At 65.1% G+C, this 23536-nt stretch carries 24 protein-coding genes; 4 read left to right on the top strand and 20 right to left on the bottom strand.

Annotation, left to right across the window (positions count from 1 at the left end; genetic code table 11):
• Positions 1-11 precede the first annotated feature (11 nt).
• The 16 genes from dapF to thyX all read right to left on the bottom strand — a co-directional run bounded on the left by dapF (position 12) and on the right by thyX (position 17390).
• Positions 12-890 (bottom strand): diaminopimelate epimerase, encoded by an 879-nt coding sequence (gene dapF / locus B0I08_RS05810; RefSeq protein WP_106210714.1) that lies wholly within the window; start codon positions 888-890, stop codon positions 12-14.
• On the bottom strand, positions 887-1792 hold the full coding sequence (miaA, locus tag B0I08_RS05805; protein ID WP_106210712.1) for a tRNA (adenosine(37)-N6)-dimethylallyltransferase MiaA: 906 nt from the start codon (positions 1790-1792) through the stop codon (positions 887-889). The genes dapF and miaA overlap by 4 nt, the downstream gene beginning before the upstream one ends.
• A gap of 4 nt (positions 1793-1796) precedes the next feature.
• A complete protein-coding gene (miaB, locus tag B0I08_RS05800; protein WP_106210710.1) occupies positions 1797-3347 on the bottom strand; it encodes a tRNA (N6-isopentenyl adenosine(37)-C2)-methylthiotransferase MiaB in 1551 nt (516 codons plus the stop codon).
• Positions 3348-3460: 113 nt separating this feature from the next.
• The gene (locus B0I08_RS05795; protein WP_245884607.1) at positions 3461-4105 is read right to left on the bottom strand and encodes a regulatory protein RecX; all 645 of its coding nucleotides are present in this window, start codon (positions 4103-4105) and stop codon (positions 3461-3463) included.
• Between the two features lie 389 nt (positions 4106-4494).
• A complete protein-coding gene (gene recA / locus B0I08_RS05790; RefSeq protein ID WP_106210708.1) occupies positions 4495-5622 on the bottom strand; it encodes a recombinase RecA in 1128 nt (375 codons plus the stop codon).
• Positions 5623-5870: 248 nt separating this feature from the next.
• Positions 5871-6095, bottom strand: coding sequence for a DUF3046 domain-containing protein (locus B0I08_RS05785; RefSeq protein ID WP_106210706.1), 225 nt, complete (start codon positions 6093-6095; stop codon positions 5871-5873).
• Between the two features lie 170 nt (positions 6096-6265).
• Positions 6266-6574 (bottom strand): helix-turn-helix domain-containing protein, encoded by a 309-nt coding sequence (locus B0I08_RS05780; protein ID WP_106210704.1) that lies wholly within the window; start codon positions 6572-6574, stop codon positions 6266-6268.
• A 180-nt stretch (positions 6575-6754) separates the two neighbouring features.
• Positions 6755-7234, bottom strand: a complete 480-nt coding sequence (locus B0I08_RS05775) for a CinA family protein (protein ID WP_342748156.1) — start codon at positions 7232-7234, stop codon at positions 6755-6757.
• Positions 7235-7245: 11 nt separating this feature from the next.
• The gene (pgsA, locus tag B0I08_RS05770; RefSeq protein WP_106210702.1) at positions 7246-7890 is read right to left on the bottom strand and encodes a CDP-diacylglycerol--glycerol-3-phosphate 3-phosphatidyltransferase; all 645 of its coding nucleotides are present in this window, start codon (positions 7888-7890) and stop codon (positions 7246-7248) included.
• Positions 7891-7895: 5 nt separating this feature from the next.
• Positions 7896-10796, bottom strand: coding sequence for an FtsK/SpoIIIE family DNA translocase (locus B0I08_RS05765; protein WP_106210700.1), 2901 nt, complete (start codon positions 10794-10796; stop codon positions 7896-7898).
• A gap of 64 nt (positions 10797-10860) precedes the next feature.
• Entirely contained in the window at positions 10861-12081 is a 1221-nt protein-coding gene (locus B0I08_RS05760) for an ABC transporter permease (protein WP_106210698.1), read from the bottom strand.
• Positions 12078-12869, bottom strand: coding sequence for an ABC transporter ATP-binding protein (locus B0I08_RS05755; RefSeq protein ID WP_245884604.1), 792 nt, complete (start codon positions 12867-12869; stop codon positions 12078-12080). The genes B0I08_RS05760 and B0I08_RS05755 overlap by 4 nt, the downstream gene beginning before the upstream one ends.
• Before the next feature lie 8 nt (positions 12870-12877).
• Complete coding sequence (locus B0I08_RS05750) at positions 12878-13840, bottom strand: efflux RND transporter periplasmic adaptor subunit (protein ID WP_181243249.1); 963 nt, start codon at positions 13838-13840, stop codon at positions 12878-12880.
• Between the two features lie 133 nt (positions 13841-13973).
• A complete protein-coding gene (locus B0I08_RS05745) occupies positions 13974-15650 on the bottom strand; it encodes a ribonuclease J (protein WP_106210696.1) in 1677 nt (558 codons plus the stop codon).
• A gap of 7 nt (positions 15651-15657) precedes the next feature.
• Complete coding sequence (gene dapA / locus B0I08_RS05740; RefSeq protein WP_106210694.1) at positions 15658-16635, bottom strand: 4-hydroxy-tetrahydrodipicolinate synthase; 978 nt, start codon at positions 16633-16635, stop codon at positions 15658-15660.
• A 17-nt stretch (positions 16636-16652) separates the two neighbouring features.
• Positions 16653-17390 (bottom strand): FAD-dependent thymidylate synthase, encoded by a 738-nt coding sequence (gene thyX / locus B0I08_RS05735; RefSeq protein WP_106210863.1) that lies wholly within the window; start codon positions 17388-17390, stop codon positions 16653-16655.
• Positions 17391-17518: 128 nt separating this feature from the next.
• Between thyX and B0I08_RS05730 the strand changes: the two genes are divergently transcribed.
• Together B0I08_RS05730 and B0I08_RS05725 are read left to right on the top strand one after the other, a co-directional pair.
• Positions 17519-17944 carry an OsmC family peroxiredoxin gene (locus B0I08_RS05730; protein WP_106210693.1) on the top strand — a complete coding sequence of 142 codons (426 nt, stop codon included), beginning with the start codon at positions 17519-17521 and terminating at the stop codon, positions 17942-17944.
• Entirely contained in the window at positions 17944-18888 is a 945-nt protein-coding gene (locus tag B0I08_RS05725) for a TIGR01777 family oxidoreductase (protein ID WP_106210691.1), read from the top strand. Before B0I08_RS05730 ends, B0I08_RS05725 begins: the two co-directional genes overlap by 1 nt.
• Before the next feature lie 6 nt (positions 18889-18894).
• Here B0I08_RS05725 and B0I08_RS05720 read toward each other — a convergent pair whose 3' ends face one another.
• Together B0I08_RS05720 and dapB are read right to left on the bottom strand one after the other, a co-directional pair.
• A complete protein-coding gene (locus B0I08_RS05720) occupies positions 18895-19356 on the bottom strand; it encodes a hypothetical protein (protein WP_106210689.1) in 462 nt (153 codons plus the stop codon).
• Entirely contained in the window at positions 19353-20096 is a 744-nt protein-coding gene (gene dapB, locus B0I08_RS05715) for a 4-hydroxy-tetrahydrodipicolinate reductase (protein WP_106210686.1), read from the bottom strand. Before dapB ends, B0I08_RS05720 begins: the two co-directional genes overlap by 4 nt.
• Before the next feature lie 56 nt (positions 20097-20152).
• Here dapB and B0I08_RS05710 point away from each other — a divergent pair, with 56 nt between their 5' ends.
• Positions 20153-20653, top strand: coding sequence for a GNAT family N-acetyltransferase (locus B0I08_RS05710; RefSeq protein WP_106210684.1), 501 nt, complete (start codon positions 20153-20155; stop codon positions 20651-20653).
• A gap of 29 nt (positions 20654-20682) precedes the next feature.
• On the opposite strand, the gene B0I08_RS05705 is transcribed toward B0I08_RS05710, so the two are convergent.
• Both B0I08_RS05705 and B0I08_RS05700 read right to left on the bottom strand, forming a co-directional pair.
• A complete protein-coding gene (locus tag B0I08_RS05705; RefSeq protein ID WP_106210682.1) occupies positions 20683-21285 on the bottom strand; it encodes a histidine phosphatase family protein in 603 nt (200 codons plus the stop codon).
• A gap of 26 nt (positions 21286-21311) precedes the next feature.
• Entirely contained in the window at positions 21312-22670 is a 1359-nt protein-coding gene (locus B0I08_RS05700; protein ID WP_106210861.1) for a M16 family metallopeptidase, read from the bottom strand.
• 228 nt (positions 22671-22898) lie between these two features.
• Here B0I08_RS05700 and B0I08_RS05695 point away from each other — a divergent pair, with 228 nt between their 5' ends.
• Positions 22899-23513, top strand: a complete 615-nt coding sequence (locus B0I08_RS05695; protein WP_245884602.1) for a TetR/AcrR family transcriptional regulator — start codon at positions 22899-22901, stop codon at positions 23511-23513.
• Positions 23514-23536 lie beyond the last annotated feature (23 nt).

Here is a 23536-nt window from a genome sequence, read left to right as displayed (position 1 = left end):
CTCCCGGCGGGTCAGACCGACAGGTCGCCCTCGAACACCAGCTCGGCGGGACCGCTGAGTGATACATGCTCGCCGTCCTCGGTCGGGAACATGCGCACCCCCACAGTGCCACCGGGAACCTGAACGCTCCACTGGTTCGGGGCGCCAGCGCCGGCCCAGTGCCGCACCGCGAGGGCAGCCGCGGCCGCCCCGGTACCGCAGGACAGGGTCTCCCCACTCCCCCGTTCGTGCACCCGCATACGGATGTAGCCGACGCCATTTTTGACCATCGGGTCGGCGGGAACCACGAACTCAACGTTCGCGCCGTCGGCAGGTTCCGGATCAAGGTGCGGGATGTAGCTCAGGTCGGCGGTGTCGAGCTCCTCGTCGCTCGCGAGGGCGACAACAACGTGCGGGTTGCCGACGTCAATTCCGAGCCCCGGGCGGCCCACCTTGAGGTTGCGTGCCCGAACGAGCGGCTCTCCTCCGGCCAGACGCCACCGGCCGAGGTCCACCTGGAATCCGGTCAGGTTGCGCTGCAGGTCGCGCACGCCGCCGCGCGTGCCGATCGCCATCGTGTCGCCGTCGGCCAGCTCGGCTAGTCCGTTTTCGAAGAGGTAACGGGCAAACACCCGGATTCCGTTGCCGCACATTTCTGCAACGCTGCCATCGGCGTTGTGATAGTCCATGAACCACTCCGCGGAGTCATCCTCGGCGAGGGCCGCAGCGCCGTCGGCGATGTGACGCGACCGCACCGCACGGATCACCCCGTCGCCACCCACCCCAAAGTGGCGGTCCGCGATGGCCGCAATCTGGTCCGGAGTGAGGTTGATGACACCGTCCGGGTCAGAAAACAGCACAAAATCGTTGCCCGTGCCGTGGCCTTTGGTGAAACGCAGTGTTGTACTCACAACCCGATTCTATCGAGCGATACCTGAAGGCGAAGCGGGTCGTCAGAGTCCACCCAGGTCGTTGCTGGGTACCGACGGAACCAGCCAACCTGCCTGCGGGCGTACCGCCGGGTCAATGCTGCAGTCTGCTCGATAGCCTCGGCACCCGGCATCCGCCCGTCAATCTGGGCAATTGCCTGCGCGTACCCGATCGCCCGACTGGCGGTGACTCCCATGGTGGCGGCGCCGATGCGTTCCACTTCGTCGAGGAGGCCGTCCTCCCACATCTGGCGAACACGAGCGTCCAGCCGGTCGACGAGGATCGGACGCGGCGCGGACACCCCGATGACCGTAGTCGGCTGGCTGAACGACGATTCGTCCGGCAGCCCCGAGCCGAACGGCTCACCGGTGATCTCGATGACCTCGAGCGCGCGCACCAGTCTTCGCCCGTTGCTCGGTCCGATCGCGTTCGCGGCGTCTGCGTCGAGCAGTTTGAGCCGCTGGTGCAGCGCTCCGGGTCCGCGCTCCACCAGCTCCTGTTCCAGGCGCTCGCGAATCACGGGGTCTGTGCCGGGAAACCGGAAGTCGTAGAGCACGCTCGACACGTACAGGCCGGACCCGCCCACCAGAATCGGCACCGCGCCACGAGACTGGACATCAGCGATCGCCGCGCGAGCTTTGGTTTGGTAGTCGGCGACGCTCGCCTCGTCCGCGACAGACAGGACATCAAACATATGATGCGGGATGCCGCGGCGCATGCTCACCGGCAATTTCGCCGTGCCGATGTCCATTCCGCGGTACAGCTGCATTGCATCCGCGTTCACAATCTCGGCGGCACGACCGCGCTCCGCGAGAGATGACGCGATGTCCAGTGACAGTGCGGACTTACCGGTGCCCGTCGCACCAACGATCGCGACAAGCACGGCGTTAGCGCAGGCCGTCGTTCAGGTCGTAGATCGGAGACGTACCGATGCGCAGCGTCGGGAGCCCGAGCGACACCCGCCCCGGCTCTGCTGGCGCTCCTGACGCCGGCGCAGGCACGCCGCAACTAGCGGCCTCCGCCCTGTCCCAGGCGTCACCGGCACGGGTGCGGCGGATGCGCAGGGCCGAGCCGTCCGTTGAGTCTGCGATGAGGTGGAACGGCGCAGCCTGGCTGATGGCCACGGTGACGACGTCACCCGGGCGCGGAATCATGCTGCCGGCCGGCACGTCGAAGTGCACCAGCCGAGAATCTTCCGCACGCCCAGACAGGCGGTTGGTGGCCGCATGCTTTTTCCCCTCGTCTGCCGAGACGAGCACGGCGACGTCGTGACCGATGAGTTTCTTGTTCTCTTCCCAGGAGATTTCGTCCTGAAGAGCCATCAGGCGTTCGAAGCGCTCCTGTACAACGGCCTTCGGCACCTGGTCAGGCATGGTTGCGGCCGGGGTTCCCTCCCGGATCGAGTACTGGAACGTGAAGGCTGTGGCGAATCGCGCAGCGCGGACTACGCGCATGGTCTCCAGGAAATCCTCCTCCGTTTCCCCGGGGAAACCGACGATGATGTCGGTGCTGATCGCCGCGTGAGGGATCTTGGCCCGCACGCGGTCCAGAATGCCGAGGAACTTCTCCGAGCGGTAACTCCGGCGCATCGCCTTGAGGATGCGGTCAGAGCCGGACTGCAGAGGCATGTGGAGCTGCGGAGCGACGGACGGCGTATCCGCCATTGCATCGATAACGTCGTCGGTAAACGCGGCGGGGTGCGGACTCGTGAAGCGGATACGCTCAAGACCCTCGATTGTGCCTGCGGCGCGGAGGAGCTTGCCGAAAGCGAGACGATCGCCGAACTCGACGCCGTAGGAGTTGACGTTCTGTCCGAGCAGCGTCACCTCGATGGCGCCGTCGTCCACCAGCGCCTGGATCTCAGCCAGCACGTCGCCGGGACGACGGTCCTTCTCCTTGCCGCGCAGCGCCGGCACGATGCAGAAGGTGCACGTGTTGTTGCAGCCGACCGAAATGGATACCCAACCGCTGTAGGTCGATTCCCGCCGGGTGGGCAGCGTCGACGGGAACACCTCGAGTGACTCAAGAATTTCGAGCTGCGCCTCGCCGTTGTGGCGGGCCCGCTCGAGCAGCGTCGGCAACGCGCCCATGTTGTGGGTGCCGAAAACAACGTCCACCCACGGCGCTTTGGCGAGGATCGTCGACTTGTCTTTCTGCGCGAGGCAGCCGCCGACGGCGATCTGCATTCCCTCGTGCGTTTTCTTCACCGACGCAAGCATGCCGAGGTTGCCGTACAGCTTGTTGTCGGCGTTCTCCCGCACGGCGCAGGTGTTGATGACCACAACGTCGGCTTGGCCTCCATCGGCACGCACGTAGCCCGCAGCCTCAAGCGAACCGCTGAGGCGCTCCGAGTCGTGGACGTTCATCTGGCAGCCGTAGGTGCGCACTTCGTACGTACGTTGCGCGGTGGTGACGGGGGCCGGAGCGAGAAGAGTCATGGTTCACCAAGTGTAGATCGCGGCGCAGTTCGCCAGCACCGAACCACGGTGCCCGACGGCGCACAAACGCTGTCTGGGTCACTCAGTCCGAGTCAGCGCACACGCCGCCCAAGTCAACGGAAGCGCGGCCCGCGTCCTGGCTCCAGCGCACCCGCAACTGCCGCGGAGATGGCCGACCCCGAATATCCCTTGCGCATCAAAAACGCGCTCAGGCGGCGGTGGGCGGTTGCACTGTCGAGCGAGCGCAGCTGGGGTGCGCGCTTGAGAGCGATCTCGAGAGCCCGCGCAGTCTCGTCGTCCGAGTCGAGTGCTTCCAGCGCCTCGTCGATCGCCGATTGCTCGACGTGACGACGACGCAACTCGGCCGTGATACCACTGCGTCCGAGGCCCTTCCTGTCTTGGAGCGTGCGCACCAGGGTTTCGGCAAGTTCGAAATCATTGAGCAGGCCAACGCCCTCAAGGCGTGCGACCTCATTTGCAACGGTCTCCGCGTCGAGATCCTGAGACCGGAGGCGCTCCGCCATCTCCCAGGAGGACATCCCCTTGCGCGTGAGCGCGCTCATGCTCACTCGCTCGGCGCGCGCGGCCATCTCGGCAGCACTGAGCGGGGCATCGTCGGCCTCTATGGGGTCTTCGGCGTACGACTTCTGTCCGTAGGGGCGGCGCTCACGACCCGCGGGCCTGTGCTCCGCGCTGTCCGCCGCAGCCTCCACCAGAGCCCGCATCTTCTTCATCGCGGGCGATTCGCGCGGCGACACCGCCGCTTCTGCGGCCCCAGTGACATCTGCGGCCCCGGTGGCACGTGAAGCTGCGGAGGCATCTGAAACTACGGTCGGGACAAACGTGGGGCCTCGCCGCACGGGCGCAGCAGATGGCTCGACGTACCAGCCGTCGTCATCGCGGGTGTCGGCACCTGGAGTAGCGCCACGTGGGGCATCTGCCCGCGGAGTATCGGCACCTGAGGTATCGGCACCTGAGGTATCGGCACCTGAGGTATCGGCACCTGAGGCATCGGCACCTGAGGCGCCTGGACCCGGAGCACGGCGGCTCTTCGCAGGGCTGGCGGGGGAAGCTGCCTGCTCCGGTGGTCGGTTGGCACCGGGTAGATAGCTCACCCGGGCCAAGGGACCACCGGAGTCAGTCATCGTTAGCTCGCCACCTTTCGGGTGGAGATTTTCTTCACAACGGGAGCAACAACGGCAGGCTCAGGCAGCGGTTCGCCAGCGGCGATCGCGTCGGCCGTTGCCTTCGCCGCGAGAGCGAGAGCTGCCTTGGCCTCGGCGCCCACTCCCAGCTTCAACATGATGCGGTGTTCGATGTCGAGCGCAATAGCCGGGTTGTCGAGAAGGAACTTGCGCGAGTTCTCCTTACCCTGGCCGAGCTGGTCGCCCTCGTAGGTGTACCAGGCCCCGGACTTGCGAACAATCTCGTGCTCGACACCAAAGTCGATCAAGCTGCCCTCGCGCGAAATTCCGATGCCGTAGAGGATGTCGAACTCGGCCTGCTTGAACGGCGGCGCCATCTTGTTCTTGACGACCTTTACCCGGGTGCGGTTACCCACGGCCTCAGTGCCGTCCTTGAGCGTTTCGATACGGCGGATGTCCAGGCGAACCGAAGCGTAGAACTTCAGCGCCTTGCCGCCCGCGGTGGTCTCCGGGCTTCCGAAGAAGACACCGATCTTCTCGCGGAGCTGGTTGATGAAAATCATCGTGGTGTTGGTCTGGCTCAGACCACCGGTGAGCTTACGCAGGGCCTGCGACATCAGGCGGGCCTGAAGACCGACGTGGGTGTCACCCATCTCGCCCTCGATCTCGGCGCGGGGAACCAGGGCGGCGACGGAGTCGATCACAATCAGGTCGATCGATCCGCTGCGCACGAGCATGTCCGCAATCTCCAGGGCTTGTTCACCGGTGTCCGGCTGAGACACAAGCAGGGAGTCGATGTCGACCCCAAGCTTCTTGGCGTACTCGGGGTCGAGGGCGTGCTCGGCGTCGATGAACGCAGCGATGCCTCCCGCGCGCTGGGCATTGGCAATGGCATGCAGGGTGAGCGTGGTTTTACCCGACGACTCCGGCCCGTAGATCTCTACGATTCGGCCGCGGGGAAGCCCGCCTATGCCGAGGGCGACGTCCAAGGCGATCGACCCGGTGGGAATTACTTCGACCGGTGCACGGTCGTCGCTCCCGAGGCGCATAACGGAGCCCTTACCAAACTGGCGATCGATCTGGGCAAGTGCTGTCTCAAGCGATTTCTCGCGATCTGCAACTGATGGCATTGCTGGCTCCTTCGTAGAGTGTTCTGCGCCCCATAGGCTGTCGCTCCGCTGTGGCCGATGAAACAAGGCACACAGCCTCCCGACAAAGGCTGTTGTAGCGGCTTTCGCTGACAGATGCGACAGTACGCGGAGCCCCCGACAGAGGCCGGGTGGCGTACGCGTCTGGTGCATAACTCGACGAAAAGAACCGCTATGAAGGAGTGTACGCCGATACGAAGGTGTGTTCGATAGTTAGCGTCGGAGTGTTGCTATTTTTTCGGCTCGCGTTGTCCGACTCCGTACCACCGCTCGGCGGGAACACCGGAAGACTTACAGATCGCAAGCCAGATCGCCCGGACGGGAACGCCGGCCTTGATCGCCTGTTCGGGGGTCATGCCCCCGATTTCTTCGAGGACTGAATCTCTCGCCAGCACCCGCCCGTAGGCTTCACCGAACTCATCCGCCATGGCCAGCCAAAATTCACTCAATCGCACGGGTTAACGCTACCCCGCTACCCACGCTGGTCGTTCGCGACCGAGACGAAAGGTGACATGAGTCGCCGACAGACGAGAAATGCCCCCGACGAATCGGGGGCATTTCGTCTGGACGGGTACACACACCCGATGAGGTTATGGGGATAAGGCTAAGGGGCGGAGACGCTGAGTTACCGAACCAGCAGGTCCGCGTCGAAGCCGGACACGAGGTCGTCCGGCACGGTGTCGGGGATGCGGTTGAGGCCTTCGATGACGGCGATACGGTCGCCGACCTCTCGCATGATCACGGAAATGGGCGTCTCCAGCGCGTCGGCAACCGACGCGAGGATCTCGGAACTCGCTTCCTTCTGGCCGCGCTCCACCTCGCTCAGGTAGCCCAACGCGACACTCGCCTTGCTCGCAACCTGACGAAGGGTGCGGCCTTTTTGCAGACGGAAGTCACGGAGAACGTCACCGATTTCTTGACGTACTAGAACCATTGGACCCTCCTTGTTGACCGATTGCCCTGTCAGGTCGTGCTGTGAGTGGATAAGACTACTATCCCCCACGTGCGAAAACTCTAACCAGTTCAATCTGTGTGGCGCTTGTTAATTCTGTATCTGTAACGAGATCGAAACGAGCCTTATTCCCATCAGGGGAGGCACATCTTCTCTCGTCGGCTATTGCCCGTCTGCGCGCAACATCCTTCGTAGTAGTTCCAATGATTCGCTCACCACCGCCGATCGGATGGCCCCGCGGTCACCTTGTAAGGAAAGTCTCAGGGTCTGCACATTCTCTCCGAGCGCCACGGCGACGTAGGCCGTGCCCGCTGGGTGGCCGTCCTGCGGCCCGGGCCCAGCGACGCCGGTCGTCGCGACACCGACGCCAGCACGCACGCCGTCAATGGCGAGAGCCTCCCGCACGCCCAGCGCCATCTGGGCTGCCACATCAGGATGGACCGGCCCGTGGTGCTCGAGCAACGCGGCATCCACCTGAAGAATCGACCGCTTCAATGCGGTGTTGTACGCCACAACGCCGCCGGAGAAGACCGTGGAGGCGCCAGGCACGGCGACGATAGCTGCCGCGAGCAGGCCGCCGGTGAGTGACTCCGCCACCGCAAGAGTGAGGTGCCGGCTCTGGAGCTCAGCGACGAGCTCCACCGCGGCATCCATCACACGGTCTTGCGGTTCACGCGACGCGCCTGGACGAGGTAATCGATGCCGCTGTACACCGTGAGGAAGAGGGCAACGCCCATAACCACCGCGTTGACCACGAGCATCCAGTCACCGAGGATGGTCGCCAGCGGCACCAGGTACAGCGCGATGGCCACCGACTGCACAACCGTCTTGAGCTTGCCGCCCTTGGACGCGGGGATAACGCTCTTCGAGAGCACGGCGAAGCGGAACAGGGTGATGCCGAGCTCGCGCACCATGATGACGATGGTCACCCACCACCACAGCTCCCCGAGGATTGACAGGGTCACCAACGCGCCCCCGATGAGCACCTTGTCCGCGATCGGATCGAGAATGATGCCGACATTCGTGACCAGGTTGCGCCCTCGGGCCAGCTGACCGTCGAGACTGTCGGTGGCGATTGCCACGATGAACAGGATCGCGGCGGCCCAACGCAGCGGGCCCATTTCGCCGTCATCAGCGAGCAACATCCAGATGAAGAGCGGCGCGAGAAGGATGCGAATGACCGTGATGATGTTGGCGATGTTCGCAACGCTCGCGGGAGTGGTGCCGCGGCTCAGAACACGGCCGCGGAAAGAGTTCGACGGAGCAGTCGGTGCCTGCCCGTTGGTGGGTGTCGCCACAGTGTCTACTCCCTGCCGGTGAGGCCCCAGGCGTCCTCGTCCTGGTCGCCTTCCACCTCATCGTATCCGCTCATCATGTTCTCAACCGCGTCGTGAGACGGCTCGCGATGTGCGCTTGGCGATGCGGCGGACCCGGACGGTGCGGCGGCGGCCGCAGGTGCGTCGGCGCCCCGCAGCCGGGCCAGCACGCCGGGAAGCTGTTCCACGGTCACCATTACATCCCGGGCCTTTGAGCCCTCGCTTGGCCCAACGATCTCCCGGGACTCGAGCAGGTCCATCAGTCGACCGGCCTTCGCGAACCCCACCCGCAACTTGCGCTGCAGCATCGAGGTCGAACCGAACTGGGTGCTCACGATGAGCTCGGCCGCAGCCAGCAGCAGCTCGAGGTCGTCTCCGATGTCGGCATCGATCTGCTTGTGCACCACCTCGGCGGCGACATCCCGACGGTACTCGGGGCGCGCCTGATCGGTGACGTGCTTGACGACGGTCGTGATTTCGGCCTCGGTCACCCAGGCGCCCTGCACCCGGATCGCCTTACCCGCACCCATGGGCAGGAACAGGCCGTCGCCCTGGCCGATGAGCTTTTCGGCTCCCGGCTGGTCGAGGATGACCCGGGAGTCGGTCATGCTGCTCACCGCGAAGGCGAGGCGGGAGGGCACGTTCGCCTTGATCAACCCGGTGACGACGTCGACCGACGGCCGCTGGGTCGCGAGGACGAGGTGGATCCCTGATGCACGGGCCAGCTGCGTGATGCGCACGATCGAGTCTTCGACGTCGCGCGGGGCAACCATCATCAGGTCGGCGAGCTCGTCAACCACCACGAGGAGGTAGGGATATGGCTTGAGGACGCGCTCGCTGCCGACCGGCAGCACGATCTCGTTGGCGACGACGGCACGGTTGAAGTCGTCGATGTGTCGGAACCCGAAGCCCGCCAGGTCGTCGTAACGCATGTCCATCTCTTTAACGACCCACTGCAGCGCCTCAGCAGCCTTCTTCGGGTTCGTGATGATCGGGGTGATGAGATGGGGAACTCCCTCGTAGATGGAGAGCTCCACCCGCTTCGGGTCGATCAGTACCATCCTCACCTCGGCAGGCTTCGCGCGCATCAGCAGCGAGGTGATCATCGAGTTGACGAAGCTCGACTTTCCGGATCCGGTGGAGCCCGCGACCAAGAGGTGCGGCATCTTCGCGAGGTTCGCGACGACGAATCCTCCTTCGACGTCTTTGCCGAGACCGATCGTCATGGGATGGATGCTTTTGGTGGATGCCCCGGAGCGGAGCACATCGCCGAGGGACACAATTTCGCGGTCCTTGTTCGGGATCTCCACGCCGATCGCGCTCTTGCCGGGGATCGGGGAGAGGATGTTGACCTCGTTGCTCGCCACTGCGTAGCTGATATTGCGGGCGAGCGCTGTGACGCGCTCCACCTTGACCCCGGGCCCGAGTTCGACCTCGTAGCGGGTCACCGACGGTCCACGGCTGAGCCCCGTGACCCTCGCGTCGACCTGGAACTGGGTAAGCACCTCGGTGATGGCCGCAACCACTTCGTCGTTCGCGGCGCTGCGCGCCTTGGGCGGCGTTCCGAGGGTCAGGACGCTGACCGGAGGGAGCCGGTAGTTCGCCGCGGGGCGGGCGCTCGAGGCGGGGGACGATCCGACGGATCGGTGTGCGTCGACACCGTCGGCAGGCTCCTCACGGGCATCGTTGTAGCCGTGTCCGCGCGCTCCCCCGCCGGCCCCGGCAGCCTGCGCTGCCTCGAACTCGCCAGCGTTGCCCTTTTCGCTCGCCTTGTCGAGGAAGCCGGGCAGCAAGCCCACAGGGTCTTCCTGCAGCCCCCGCGCGGATGCGCCCGCGGCGGACGACACCACGATGTCATCATCGGCGTCATCGGTGCGCACGAGTTCTTCGAGCAACTCGATGCCGAAGTCACCGGAGTCGGCCGCGTTGCTGTGGTGCGGTTGGCCGACGACGTCGGTGGGGTGATCCACGCCGACGACAGGAGTATCGAACGCGGGATCGTCCTCACGACGACCCTTGTTTCGGCGCCACCACGGGAGGCTGGCGGGGTCGGGATCGTCGAGACCGAGGTCGCTGGTGGGAGCGAATTTCAGGGTGCCCGTGTCGTTCTTCGACTCGGCGGCGTCGTTGCCAGACTTGTGGGCGCTCGAATTACGGTCGGGGAGTTGAGCACCAAACAGGTAGGCGTATAGCTCGTGCAGCCGCGCGCCGATGTGATTCGGCGGCGTCTTGGTGATGATAAAGATCGAGAGGATCAGCAGCACGATATTGACGGTCGCGGCGAGCCAGGCGGTGCCGATCGCGATCAGCGGCGCAGCGAGTACCCACCCGACCAACCCGCCCGAACGCGCGAGCAGCTCCATTCCGGTGTCCGGCTGCGGCTGCCCTCCGAAGATGTGACAGATGCCGGAGATCGTGCTGATCATCAGGCCGACGCCAATACCGATGCGGGTGTTGTCGTGAACGCTCGCGGGATGCCGGAAGAGCCACCCGGCGAACAGCACCATGATCACCGGCAGGGCAAAGGCCACTCGGCCGAACAACCCTCCGAAGGTGTACGCGTCGAGGGCGAGGGCAACCGGGTCGAGCGGATTGAACCACTCGACTACAACGCCGATCACGGCAAGCAGCACCAGGAAAAACGGCACCCCATCGCGCCGCTCCTCCTTGGCCAGGTTTTCTTGTCCGAAGACACGGAACCCGGCGCCGGTGACGTGGGCGAGCGACATCCACCCCTTGGAAAGGAGCCCGGGTTCGTCCGAGGGCGTTTTAGCCTGCGGGGCCTTCGAGGAAGGCAGTTTGGACGCGGGAAGTTTTTTGGTCGGAGCGGTCCGCGAGCGGGGCGCGCTCGTGCGGGCGCGCGAAGTCGACTTGGTGCTCTCAGCCATGGCTTCTACGCTACCGCGACCCAGTGTCGGGCGGTGTCTCCGCCGTCGCGTGTCAGCTGCAGCCTCAGAACCGGATCGCGTCGATCACACGCACCCGAACCGCCACGAGAGCCGGGAGAAGCCCCGCCAGTGCGCCCACGGCGGTTGCGGCCAGCAGACCAAGGACGGCTGCGTCGAGCGGGAAGGCGGGAGTGTCGGTGATCCCACCCTGGCCTATCCATCCCTGCACTGTGGGGTTCTGCACAATCGCCACCGCGGCTGCGACGCCGAAAACGCCGGCCACGAGAGTCGCGACCACGCTCTCCATCATGACGGCGAAGAACACCCGACCGGCCGTCGCCCCGAAACTTCGGCGAATGCCGATCTCGCGAACGCGCTGCCGCACGGTGACCAGGGAAATATTGACCAGACCGAGCGCCCCGAGCAATAGAACCAGCGCTGCGACTCCCCCGACGAGCAGACGGATCGGCCCGAAGAAGTCCTGCTCACCGTAGGCGCCGTAGTCCTGGCGGTTGACGTCCACCTGCACTCCCTCACCGAGAGCACTCGCGATGTCGCGCTGAAGGAGCGGAACCAGCTCGGCGGAGGCATCTTCTGGCACCCACAGCTCGTAGTTCGGGGACACCTGCGAGAGCGCCTCAGGTGAGGCGACCGCCGTGTAGGCGTCGGCAAGGATGTACATCGATTCGTAGCCCTCCTCGTAGGCCCGATGGGTCACGCCCACGATGACCCCGACGACGTCCGTGTCGGCGTTCAGCTGCAGGGTGGGATGGGTCGACAGGTCGGGTGAGCCCAACCGCTGATAGACCGTGCTGTTGATCACCAGCGCGGGAGCGAGCCGGCGGGTGTCGAGGTCGGTGAACCAGCTGCCCTCGGTGACGTCGACCCGGTGCATGGTGCCGTAGTCGATGTCTACAAGGGTGGTGTCCACCACGCTGGTGCCGTCTGCGTACTGCACGGACTGCTGCGCGTAGGCGTTTCGGGAGGTGTAGTCGATGGAGTAGCGGGTCGCTGCTGCATCGAATGCCGCGCTGACGTCCACCATGTCGAGCACAGCACCGTCGGAGGAGTACGCGCTGGCATAGAGAGTTGCCGCGCGTCCACCGTTCTTTTCGTTCTGCTCACGCATGGCTTGTTCTGCGATGGCGCCGAGGCCAACGACTGAGCTGATCGCGCAGACCGCGACCGCCACACCGATCAGACTGAGCAGCACGCGGGTGCGATGGATGCGCAACTCCTGCGCCGCCTCCACGACCGAACCGACGAGGGACGACCACACGCTCATCGGGCAAGCTCCTTCGGAGCGCTCGACGGCAGTAGTGCGGCCGGAGGCGAAACGACTGACGCAATGCCGGGTGCAGCGCCGAGCGCAGCCCCGCCGAGCTCTGCGAGCGCGGACAGCACCCCGCGGTCGAGGCGGTAGTGACGACGCGCGAGTGCGGCGACGTTGATGTCGTGCGTGATGGTGATCAGCGCTGCTCCCGACTGCTCGGCGACGTCGTCGAGCAGTGCCATGACGGTCGCCCCCGTTTCGATGTCGAGGGCTCCGGTGGGCTCGTCGGCGAGGATGAGCCGCGGTCCACGCACCAGGGCCCGAGCGATGGCGACGCGCTGCTGCTCACCACCGGAGAGTGTCTCCGGCATGGATCGGGCTCGATGTCCGAGGCCGACCCGGTCGAGCATCTCGAGTGCCAGCTTTTCCCGTCGCCAGAACTGTTTTCCGGAGGCGTACAGCAGCGGAGTGACAACATTCTCGAGTGCCGTGCGCCCGGCGAGAAGGTTGAATTGCTGGAAGATGAAGCCGACGTGACGGCCCCGTGTGCGATCCCGGGAGCGCGAGGACAGCGAGTCGGTGGAAACACCGTCAAAGTAGATCGACCCCGACGTCGGCTTGTCGAGCAGGCCGAGCAGGTTGAGCAGGGTGGTCTTGCCCGAGCCAGAGCGACCCACGATACTCACGTGGTCGCCGACGGAGACTTCCAGATCGACGCCGCGCAGGATGTCGAGTGCCGCCCCATCAGGAAGCTCGACCGTGCGCGTGACGCCGTCGAGGCGAAGGATCGAGGTGGTCACCGCCCTCACTACCCTTCACACGAAAAAGCGCCGCCACCCAGGTCAACACAACCTGGCGGCACTTCGGTCTCGGCCGCGGGCGCGCCCGGTACGAATTGGAGCACCATGTCACCCTCGGCAAGCCCGGAGACCACGTGGACGTTCTCGCCGTCGTTGATGCCGAGGACCACCGGCCGCACCTCGGTGGAGCCATCCGGAAGCGTCATGTAGACATTGCCGGACTGGGCGATGCCTTCCACCGAGGTGACCGGCACCATGAGAATATTTTCTGCGCTGCCACCGGGGATGCTCATTTCGGCCTGTAGGCCGTTGAACACCTTCACCTCGGCGGGAACCGCACACCGGACCGTGGTGCCCGTGGCGGGGGCGCTTGCGGAGTCGGCGGAGCTGTCCGCAGGGGCTGCGCCCGAGAGCGCGGTACTGATCGTGAGCGATCCACAGACGAACGGAGCGGGCCCACCGATGACGGTGACCGTGGCCTCCGTCGGTTGATTTAGCAGCCGGTACAACTGATCCGGTGCGAGGGAGGCGCTCACGTTGAAACTGGGCGGTGCGACCTGGCCGGATTCGTCACCGACCGCCACCGTCTGTCCCTTGATCACGGTCAGGCTGGAAATGACTCCGGCCGCCGGGGCGCGCACCACCGCGGTCTTGTAGGTCACCGGCGCGAGCGTGCCGTCTTCGCGCACCACCTGCTCGTTCGGCTGGCGGATCACAAACACTTTGTCGTCGACTGCGACGGTGGTGCCCACCGGGGCGATGATCTCGGTGACCTCCCCGGCCAGGGTGGCTTTGATGGGACGGGCCTCATCCGCCGTGACCGTGCCCTGCACCTTCACATCGTTGAGGATGGTGCCGATGCTCGCCGCGACCTGAGGTTCGACGACGGCTCCGGTGGGCACCTGCGCCTCGGAGTCCAGGGTCGGATCGGCAAAAAACGCGATCTTCACCAGCGCGGCCGCGATCGCCACAAAGATCAGAATTCGAACTATGGGAAAAACCCATTTTCGTGTAACGCCCACAGTTTCCCCCAGATCACCAGCAATACCTGAGGGAAGCTTAGAGGTGAACCGCGTCCTGCGGCATCCTCCGAGAGGATGAGGTTTACGCCTCGATGACCACGGGGATGATCATCGGTCGACGGCGGTGCTGCGTGTTCACCCAGCGCCCCACGGTGCGGCGGATCACCTGCGCGAACCCGTGGGTGTCGCGCGTGCCGTTCGCCGCGGCATCCTGCAGGGCCTTGATGATTTGCGGGCGAATGGTGTTGAACACCTCCTGGTCTTCCGCGTATCCCCGCGCCTGGATCTCCGGGCCCACGATGACCTGTCCGGTCTGGGCATCGATCGCGACGAAGATCGAGATGAACCCCTCTTCAGACAGGATGCGCCGGTCTTTCAGGTCCGCATCGGTGATCGCTCCGACACTTGAGCCGTCGACATAGACGAATCCGAGGTCCAACTGACCCACCACCGCGGCGTACCCGTCGTGCAGGTCGATGACGGTGCCATCCTCGACGACGAAGGTGTTCTCTTCCGGCACACCGGTCTGGATGGCCAGGTTCGCGTTCGCAACGAGGTGACGCTGCTCGCCATGGACGGGCAGCACGTTTTTGGGTTTGAGGATGTTGTACACGTAGAGCAGCTCGCCTCCGGACGCGTGGCCAGAGACGTGCACCTTGGCGTTGCCCTTGTGCACGACGTTCGCCCCCAGCTTCATCAGCCCGTTGATCACGCGGTAGACGGCGTTCTCATTGCCCGGGATGAGCGACGACGCGAGTATCACGGTGTCGCCCTTGCCCACCTCGATCTGGTGCTCACGGTTCGCCATCCGTGCGAGCACGGCCATGGGCTCGCCCTGGCTGCCCGTGCTCATGTACACCAGTCGTTCGTCCGGAAGGTCGACGGCTTTCTTGGCGTCGATCAGCACCCCCGTGGGCACCTTGAGGTACCCGAGATCGGCCGCGATGCCCATGTTGCGCACCATCGAGCGGCCCATGAGTACTACCTTGCGATTGTTCTCCGCCGCGGCATCCAACACCTGCTGCACACGATGGACGTGACTGGAGAAACTCGCGACAATCACCCGGCGCGGGGCCTTGGCGATCACGGCGGCCAGAACGGGCCCAATGTCTCGCTCGTTGGCCGTAAACCCGGGCACGTCGGCGTTGGTCGAGTCCGGCAGGAACAGGTCGACGCCGACCTCGCCGAGGCGCGCAAAGGCGCGCAGGTCGGTGATGCGATCATCCAGCGGCAACTGGTCCATCTTGAAATCGCCGGTGTGCAAAACAACGCCCGCGTCCGTCTTGATCGCAACCGCGAGCGCGTCCGGGATCGAGTGGTTCACCGCGATGAACTCGAGATCGAACGGACCGAGCTTCTCGCTCTGGCCCTCCGCGACCGTGAGGGTATACGGCTTGATGCGGTGCTCTTTCAGCTTGGCTTCGATGAAGGCGAGCGTGAGCGTGGAACCGATGAGGGGGATGTCGTCACGCAGGCGTAACAGGTAGGGCACAGCACCGATGTGATCCTCATGACCGTGGGTGAGCACCACTCCGACGATGTCTGCGAGCCGATCCCGGATCGGCGAGAAATCGGGCAGGATCAGGTCAACTCCCGGCTGATGTTCCTCCGGAAACAGCACCCCGCAGTCGACAATGAGGATCTTGCCGTCGATCTCGTACGAGGTCATGTTGCGACCGATTTCGCCGAGCCCACCAATGGGGATTACGCGCAACGTTCCGCGCTTGAGGGGGGACGGTGCGAATACTTTAACGGGCATCTGGCTCCTAGCGGGTTGTCCCGGCAACCTTGGGCAGTGCACCACCAGCGGCGGCGTTGCGATCCGGGCGGAAGTTGGCAAAGCTGACGCCGGCGATGTCCTTGACCAGGTCGATCTCGTCTTCGATCTGCGCGGCTTCCCACTCTTCTGGGCCGACCAGCGGCAGGCGCACCCGTGGGCTTTTGATGCGACCGAGCCCGTGCAGGATGTACTTGACTGCCACGGTTCCGGGAACGTGGGTCATCGTCGCGCGCACCAGGGGCTCGAGGGCCCGGTGGGCCGCCGTCGCGGTGTGGAGGTCGCCGGCGTTCACGGCGTCGATCATGTGGCGGTACGGCGTTGCGGCGATGTTCGCCGTCACCCCGATGAGGCCGGTGACACCGATTGCGAGGCTGGGCAGCACGTTCGCGTCATCGCCGCTGAAGTAGATCAGGTCGGTCTGGTTCAGGACCCGGCTGACCTCGCTGAGATCGCCCTTCGCGTCCTTGACCGCCAGGATGTTGGGGTGCTTGGACGCACGCAGGATCGTCTCGTACTTGATCGGGATGCCGGTGCGGCCCGGGATGTCGTAGAGAATCACCGGCAGGTCGGTGGCGTCGGCGATCATGCGGAAGTGGGTGAGCACGCCGGCCTGGGTCGGCTTGTTGTAGTACGGCGTGACGATCATGTTGCCGTCCGCGCCGGCGGCCTCGCTCTTTTTCGCCAGTTCGATCGCGTGGGCGGTCTCGTTCGAGCCACCGCCGGTGATGATCTTGGCGCGGTTGCCCGCGACGGCCTTGCCGACTTCAACCAACCGGATTTTCTCCGGGTCGGTGAGCGTGCTGGTCTCGCCCGTCGTGCCGGTGACCACGATGCCATCGGCACCGGCCGTGATGACGTCGTCGATGTGCTTCTCCACATCGGACCAGCTCACCTCGCCGTCCGCCGTAAACGGCGTCACAAGAGCAACGAGAACCTGGCCGAAGGGATTTTGGGGCGTAGACACGTTTTACAGATTACCGCTTAGGGCGCGACGCGGCCGTTTTTGCCGAATGCCTCGTAGGTGTACGGCATCAACTCGGCAAAGTGCGCTTCCATCTTCTCCGCGACCATTTCGATCTCGCGCTGCGGGAAGGACGGAAAGTGGCTGCCCTCGCGCTTGGTGCGCAGGCTCAGGAAGTTCATCAGCGCCCTCGCGTTCATCGTCACGTACATCGACGAGAAGATGTTCAGGGGCAGCACGATACGTGCGACCTCACGGGCGACACCGGCGTCCAGCATCCGCTGATATGAGGAGTATGCCTCTGTGGAGGTACGGCGAACCTCCCCAGAGACCAACTCGAACTGCTCGGGGGTGCCGGGCAGGAAGTCGTAGGCGCCTGCCTTGCCCACCTGCAGGAGATTGCGCTCGGGTGCCGGAACATAAAATGTCGGGTTCAGCTCGCGATAGCGCCCGCTTTCTTCGTTGTAGGACGCGATGCGGTGACGCATGAACTCACGAAACACGAAAATCGGTGCCTGCACGTAGAAGGTCATCGAGTTGTGCTCGAACGGCGAGCCGTGGCGGTCGCGCATCAGATAGTTGATCAGCCCCTTGCCCCGTTCGGCATCCACGTTGGCGTCCTGTGCGCCCTCGAGGGTCTTCTCACCCTGGGTGGAAACACGGGCGGCAAACAGAACATCGGAATCCGACGCATTTGCGCGCACAAGCTCAACGGTTACATCTGAACGAAACTGGATCTCTTCTGGCACGGTCTTCACGATAGTGGAGTCCACTGACCTCTGCCGTTGTCCACGCCGGATGGGGACAGGGGGATGTCGGGTTCCGAGCGTCGCGCCCCGCTCTCAGGCTCGCCGGAATAGGCTGGTGACTTCCTAAGGAGGATTTCATGGCATTGACCAGCGAAGCAACAACACTGTGGTTCGGCGATCTCACCAGCGGATCAGGGACCACCTCGCTCGACTCGTCCGACGCGGCAGAATTCCCGGTCTCGTGGCAGGCTCGCGCCGAGGGTGAAGTGGGCAAGACCAACCCGGAAGAGCTACTTGGGGCAGCGCACTCGGCCTGCTACTCGATGGCGTTTGCCATGGCGCTGGCAGGCTTCGGCACTCCCCCGGAAAGCCTCCAGGTCACCTCGGCCGTGACCTTCGTCCCCGGTGAGGGGATCAAGGGCAGCCACCTGCTGGTCAGCGCGAAGGTGCCCGGAATCAGCGAGGAGGACTTCGAGAAGCTGGCTGAGGAGGCCAAGGCGAACTGCCCCGTCTCGCAGGCTCTCGCCGGCATTCCGATCACCCTGGAAGCCAGTCTCGCGTAGTGACTGAATCAACGCGCCCGGCCGAGCCCCTGCCGCTCACGGTGCACCCTCCGCTGCGGGTACTGGTTTCGGGCGCGTCCGGTTTCATCGGGACCGAGCTCGTTCGGCAGCTGGAGAACGACGGCCACACCGTCCTGAAACTGGTTCGCGCCTCGCCCCGGTCCGACGCGGAGTTCAACTGGGCCCCGTCCTCGCACATGGTGGATCCGTCCCTGATGGAGTCCGTCGACGCGGTCATCAACCTCTCCGGCGCCCCCACCGGGCGTCTGCCGTGGACAAAGAAGTATCGGGAAGAGATTCTCGCGTCCCGGGTGGACGCCACCAAGACGCTGACCGAGGCGATGGCGCAGGCGTCCACGCCGCCCAGGATTTTTCTGAACGGCTCTGCGGTCGGTTACTACGGCGATCGCCCGGGTGTGCGCCTGACCGAGGAATCGTCCAAGGGCGATGGCTTCCTCGCCGACGTGGTGGAGGCGTGGGAGGAGGCGGCTCACGTCGCTCCCGAGTCCACCCGGGTGGTCACCTTCCGCACCGGGCTGGTGGTGGGGCGCGGCGGTGCCTTCACTCCCCTGCTCCCCCTCACCCGGTTCGGGTTGGGAGCCCGCATGGGCGGCGGCGGACAGCACTGGCCCTGGATCAGCCTGTACGACGAGGCGGCCGCCATCCGTCACCTGCTCACCAGCTCACTCAGCGGTGCAGTGAACCTCGTCGGACCCACGCCCGTCACGGCCGACCGGATCACGCGGTACCTCGCTCACGCGATGCACCGGCCGCACGTGCTGGCCGTGCCGGAGAAAGTCATCACCACCGCCCTCGGCTCCGCCGGACTGGACCTGCTGCTGGCAAGCCAGAAGGCCCTGCCCGAGCGTCTGCTCGCAGATGGTTTCCGGTTCCGTCACACGACGGTGGAATCCGCAATCGACGAGATGCTCGCCAAACGCTGATCGCGGTCAGGCCGAGCGGGGAGACAACGGTTTGCCCCGCCTCAGCCTGATCGCCTGACGCGTCGCCCAGCGTGCCCGTTTGCGGTCGCCACTGGCGTCGTAGGCGAGGCCGAGGCGGGTCCAGGCCTTCCAGTCCGCTGGCGCGGCCTCGACTTCCGCCTGGAACGCCGGAAACTGCTTGTCGGCTTCCTTCGGATCGATTCGCCCGCTGGGCAGCCGGGGAAGGTCGTCGACCGGTAGCTCACCGAGCGCGGCCAGGGCCCTGACCATGCTCTCCCCCCGCAAAACAAACGCGATTTCAGCGTAGAGCGCCCAGAATCCCACGACCGGAAGCACCGCGAGGGCAAACCCCATCGCGCGGGCCGCCGGAACATCGGTCGTGATGAGCACGAACGCGTAGCGCATCACCAGCACCAGGTACAGCAGCAGCAGTGCCGCCATCGTGATGGCGGCGACACGGTTTTTCATTCCGCGTGGCTCCCCAGGTCGAGCAGCTTGTCGAGGCCCACAACAACACCGCGAGCATCCCGCGCCGCGCGCAGCGCCAGCAGGATCCCCGACTCATAGGCGCTCGGTGCGAGGGTGTCGTGGCTGATCGTGAGCACCTCACCGGTGCCGCCGAAGATGACATCCTGCTTGGCGACCACGCCCTGCATGCGCAGGCTGTGGATTGGCACACTCGACACCTGCTGACCGCGCGCTCGCTGGTCGGCGTGGGGTGCGATCACCGGGCCGAGCTCGGCGCGCGCCACACCGATGAGTTCCGCGGTGCGCACTGCCGTCCCGGAGGGGGAATCCGACTTTCCGAGGTGGTGCGCTTCGATGATCTCGATCGAGTCAAAGAACCGGGCCGCCAACGCGGCGAATGAGGTTGCCAGAACGGAGCCCATGGAGAAATTGGGAATGATGAGAACCCCGGCGTCGGGATTGTCGCGGATGGAACGCTCAAGCGTGGTGATCCGTTGGTTGGACCATCCCGAGGTGCCGACCACAACGTTGATCCCCTGCGACAGCGCGTACTCCACCACGCCCGGACTCACCGCAGGCAGAGTGACATCGAGCGCGACATCCGCCCCCAGCATTTGCGACAGCTCGCCCTTGGAGCCAATCTGTGCCACGAGTTCGAGGTCATCGGCCGCATCGATGATCTGTGAAGCGAGCCTGCCCATTGTGCCGGTAGCGCCGACCACCGCGACCTTTGTTGTCATCCGCTCAATCTACCAAGGCTTGCCGGCCCGCGTCGGCGCCGCCGTAGGCTGGAACCATGGTGAGTTTTCGTGAGGTCTCGGTTCTGGACGATTCGGCGCAGGCGCTCCTGGCCGAGTACTTCTCCGCTCGCACGCTGTCGTTCCCGGGCGATCAGGGCACCTATAAGACGACGTTGCCCGACGCGCGCGAGTTTGTGCCGCCCCGCGGTGTTTTCCTCGTGGTCGAGGGAGAGGATCTCGCGGGAGACGCATCGGACGTCGGCTGCGGCGGGATCCGCAAGCTCGACGACCCGGCCAATGCCGCAGGCGCACGGGTGCGTTACGAAGTGAAGCACCTGTGGCTGCAACCGCACACCCGCGGCCTGGGGCTCGGGCGGGCCCTGCTCGCGGAACTCGAACGCAGCGCCCGCGCATTAGGAGCGACCGAGCTCGTCCTCGACACCAATGCGAGCCTGGAAGCCGCCGGCGGCCTGTACCGCTCGAGCGGATTCACCGAGATCGAGCCATACAACAGCAACCCCAACGCGACCACCTGGCTCGGCAAGCTGCTCGGCTGAACACCAGGTTCGTGTTGATGGTGCGGTGCCTAGTAGGGCTGGTTGACCGGGAGGCCCGTGCGCAGCTCAGCGGGGAGATGGCCGAGGTCGTTGTGCGTGATCAGCACCGACGGCTTTGATGAGCGCACCCGGATGATGGTCAGCCCACAGTTCGCCTGGTTCACACCCATCCACCGCCAGGCAGCCGCGCCAAAGGTTTCACGCACAAACCACGCAATTACAAAGTTGTGCGTTATCAGGAGGTCGTGACGGTCTTCCCGCGAGGGCACAAACCACTCGTTCGCGGCATCCGTCATCTGCGCCTCGCCCGCCTCGATCTGCTCGGGCGTGACCGATCCGAAGAAGGGCACGAACGCGTGAGGCATATCCGGGGTCGGCCCGCTCGGGATGCAGTCGATCAGGAGCGTGCTCGGGTGAGACTCGAGCGCCGGCATCCGCTCCGTCATGATCCTGGCGGTCTCCGACGCCCGGGTGAGCGGCGAGTGCCACGCTCCCGTGAACGGGATCCCACCCAGGCGCTCGGCAATGGCCCGTGCCTGCCGCTTTCCACGCTCAGAGAGCGGGCCATCGGGAAGGCCGTACTCGGCGTCCTGCTGCTCGCCGTGGCGCACGAGGTAGAGGAAGTGGCTCATGGACGTACCTGCAATTCTTGACTTGTCTAACGAGCGAGGGTGGGCGACTCTGCCAACCCCGTAAAAGCGTCTTCGTCGATCGTGCCCACCGCGGCGATGGACAGCGGGCGACTGAACAGCTCCTCCGCCAGTTCGCGCACGTCTTCCGGGGTGACGCGGGCGATGCGCCGAAGCGACTCATCCAGGTCGGCAAATTCACCGAGGGTGATCTCGCTTCTGCCGAGCCGGGACATGCGGGTGTCTGAGTCTTCCAGGGCGAGGGCGGATGTCCCGCTCAGCTGGCCAGCGGCCCGCTGCATCTCTTCGCTGGTCACACCATCCGTTCCGATGCGCCGGAACTCCCGGTGCATCAGATCGGCGACCTGACCCGCCTTGCTCGGCGAGCATCCCGCGTAGATGCCGAAGAGGCCAGCGTCGGAATAACTCGGACTGAAGGAGTACACGGAGTAGGCGAGACCACGTTTCTCCCGAATCTCCTGGAACAATCGGCTCGACATTCCGCCGCCGAGGATCGAGTTGAGAACCGTGAGCGTCGCGCGTCGCGGGTCGGTCGCGGCGAGGCCGGCAACACCGAGCAGGACGTTGGCCTGCTCGATGGGACGCTGCACCACCGACAGCGCGCTCCCGCGCTGCACCAGCCCTCCCGTCGCCGCGCGGCGGGCTACCGGCTCCGCCGCGACGTCGAGGTCCCAGTCGGCGCGCACCAGCGCAGCCTGGACCCAGCCGACGAGGGCTTCGTGGTCCACCGCGCCCGCAACCGTGATGACGAGATCCTGGGCTCGATAGTTGGCCCGGTAGTGGTTCCAGACTGCTTGCCTGGTGACCGCCCCGATTGTTTCGGCGTTGCCACCGATGGGCCGACCGAGCGGGTGGTCACCGAGCACCGCTTCGAAGAAACGCTCCCCCGTGACATCCGCTGGATCATCATCGGCCATGGCGAGTTCTTCGAGGATCACGCCGCGCTCGGTCTCGAACTCATCGGGGTCCAATGTCGACGAGGCCAGCATGTCCGCGATGACGTCGACCGCCATCGCGAGGTCCCTGTCCTGCACCTTCGCGTAGTAGCAGGTGTATTCCTTGGCCGTCATGGCATTGTGCTCGCCGCCGACGGAGTCGAAACTGACCGCGATATCGAGGGCGCTCCGGCTGGCCGTGCCCTTGAACAGGAGGTGCTCGAGGAAGTGTGTGGAACCGTAGGTGTCGGGCAGCTCGTCCCGGGATCCCACGGCGACCCAGAAGCCGACGGTCGAGCTGCGTGCGCCGGGAACGTTCTCGCTCAGGACTCGCACTCCGCTGGGCAGAACCGTGCGCCTCACCAGCGCATTACCCGAGGCCGTGAAGCTGAGTTCCGGGAGGTCGAGGGGCAGGGACACGGCGCCGTTGATCACGGTTGGAGCCTACGTCATCACGCTGACCCTCTGCCACGACGCGGCCGGACCGGCGTAAATACGACCGCCCCCGAACTGGGGCTAAAAAGGAGGACAGACAGACCGGTCTGTCTGTCCTCCTTTGTGTTATCGTCAATAATCCGCCCGAGCTCGGCGGTGCCCGCACCTGACCCGGGCCACATCACGGCGACAAGCCAATAGCCGCACTTCGCGAGGAGTCCTAACGTGACTGCGATCACCACAACCCTGGAAATGCCGCGACCGGCGGCGGCTAAGGTGCGCATTCTGGAGACGGCGACGGAGCTGTTCTACCGGGTCGGCATTCACGCCGTGGGGGTAGACAGGCTGATTGGCGAATCCGCCGTGACCAAGGCCACGTTCTACAAGCACTTCGGGTCGAAAGACCGCCTGATCCTTGACTACATCACCGCGCAGCACGTCCGCACCCGCGAGCACCTCGACGAGCTCGTCCACACCACGCGCGACGCGGAGCAGACCCTCAACGCGCTCGTGTCGGCGATCCTCGCGGACATCGCCTCCCCGACATTTCGGGGTTGCCCGTTCATCAACGCGGCATCGGAATTTCCTGACGAACTCGACCCGGTGCGGGGCGTCATCTCCCGCCACCGCGACTGGTACACCGGGTTTCTCGCCGGGCTGCTGCAGAACCTCGGCCATCCGATGCCGGGCGATGCGGCCGATGAGCTGATGCTCGCCCGCGACGGCGCAATGTCCGGAGCCTACGCGGGTGATCCGATCGCGGCTTCTGCCGCGTTCGCGCGCGTCGCTGAACGGGTCGTCCTCGACGCCACCGCAGCGAAGGTGGAGCACACGGCCTAAGCGCAGTTCGGCTCAGCGCGGCG

It is taken from the genome of Glaciihabitans tibetensis, from assembly GCF_003003265.1.
GTDB lineage: Bacteria > Actinomycetota > Actinomycetes > Actinomycetales > Microbacteriaceae > Glaciihabitans > Glaciihabitans tibetensis.
Note: the sequence above shows the minus strand (reverse complement) of the source record. Positions and strands in the feature narration are given on the sequence as shown.

Coding starts and splice junctions, on each gene's coding strand:
- B0I08_RS05705 (WP_106210682.1), bottom strand. CDS start 21,285: ATGAGCCACTTCCTCTACCTCGTGCGCCACGGCGAGCAGCAGGACGCC.
- dapB (WP_106210686.1), bottom strand. CDS start 20,096: ATGACAACAAAGGTCGCGGTGGTCGGCGCTACCGGCACAATGGGCAGG.
- B0I08_RS05780 (WP_106210704.1), bottom strand. CDS start 6,574: ATGGTTCTAGTACGTCAAGAAATCGGTGACGTTCTCCGTGACTTCCGT.
- miaB (WP_106210710.1), bottom strand. CDS start 3,347: ATGACTCTTCTCGCTCCGGCCCCCGTCACCACCGCGCAACGTACGTAC.
- B0I08_RS05730 (WP_106210693.1), top strand. CDS start 17,519: ATGGCATTGACCAGCGAAGCAACAACACTGTGGTTCGGCGATCTCACC.
- B0I08_RS05765 (WP_106210700.1), bottom strand. CDS start 10,796: ATGGCTGAGAGCACCAAGTCGACTTCGCGCGCCCGCACGAGCGCGCCC.
- recA (WP_106210708.1), bottom strand. CDS start 5,622: ATGCCATCAGTTGCAGATCGCGAGAAATCGCTTGAGACAGCACTTGCC.
- B0I08_RS05760 (WP_106210698.1), bottom strand. CDS start 12,081: ATGAGCGTGTGGTCGTCCCTCGTCGGTTCGGTCGTGGAGGCGGCGCAG.
- B0I08_RS05745 (WP_106210696.1), bottom strand. CDS start 15,650: ATGCCCGTTAAAGTATTCGCACCGTCCCCCCTCAAGCGCGGAACGTTG.
- B0I08_RS05710 (WP_106210684.1), top strand. CDS start 20,153: ATGGTGAGTTTTCGTGAGGTCTCGGTTCTGGACGATTCGGCGCAGGCG.
- B0I08_RS05720 (WP_106210689.1), bottom strand. CDS start 19,356: ATGAAAAACCGTGTCGCCGCCATCACGATGGCGGCACTGCTGCTGCTG.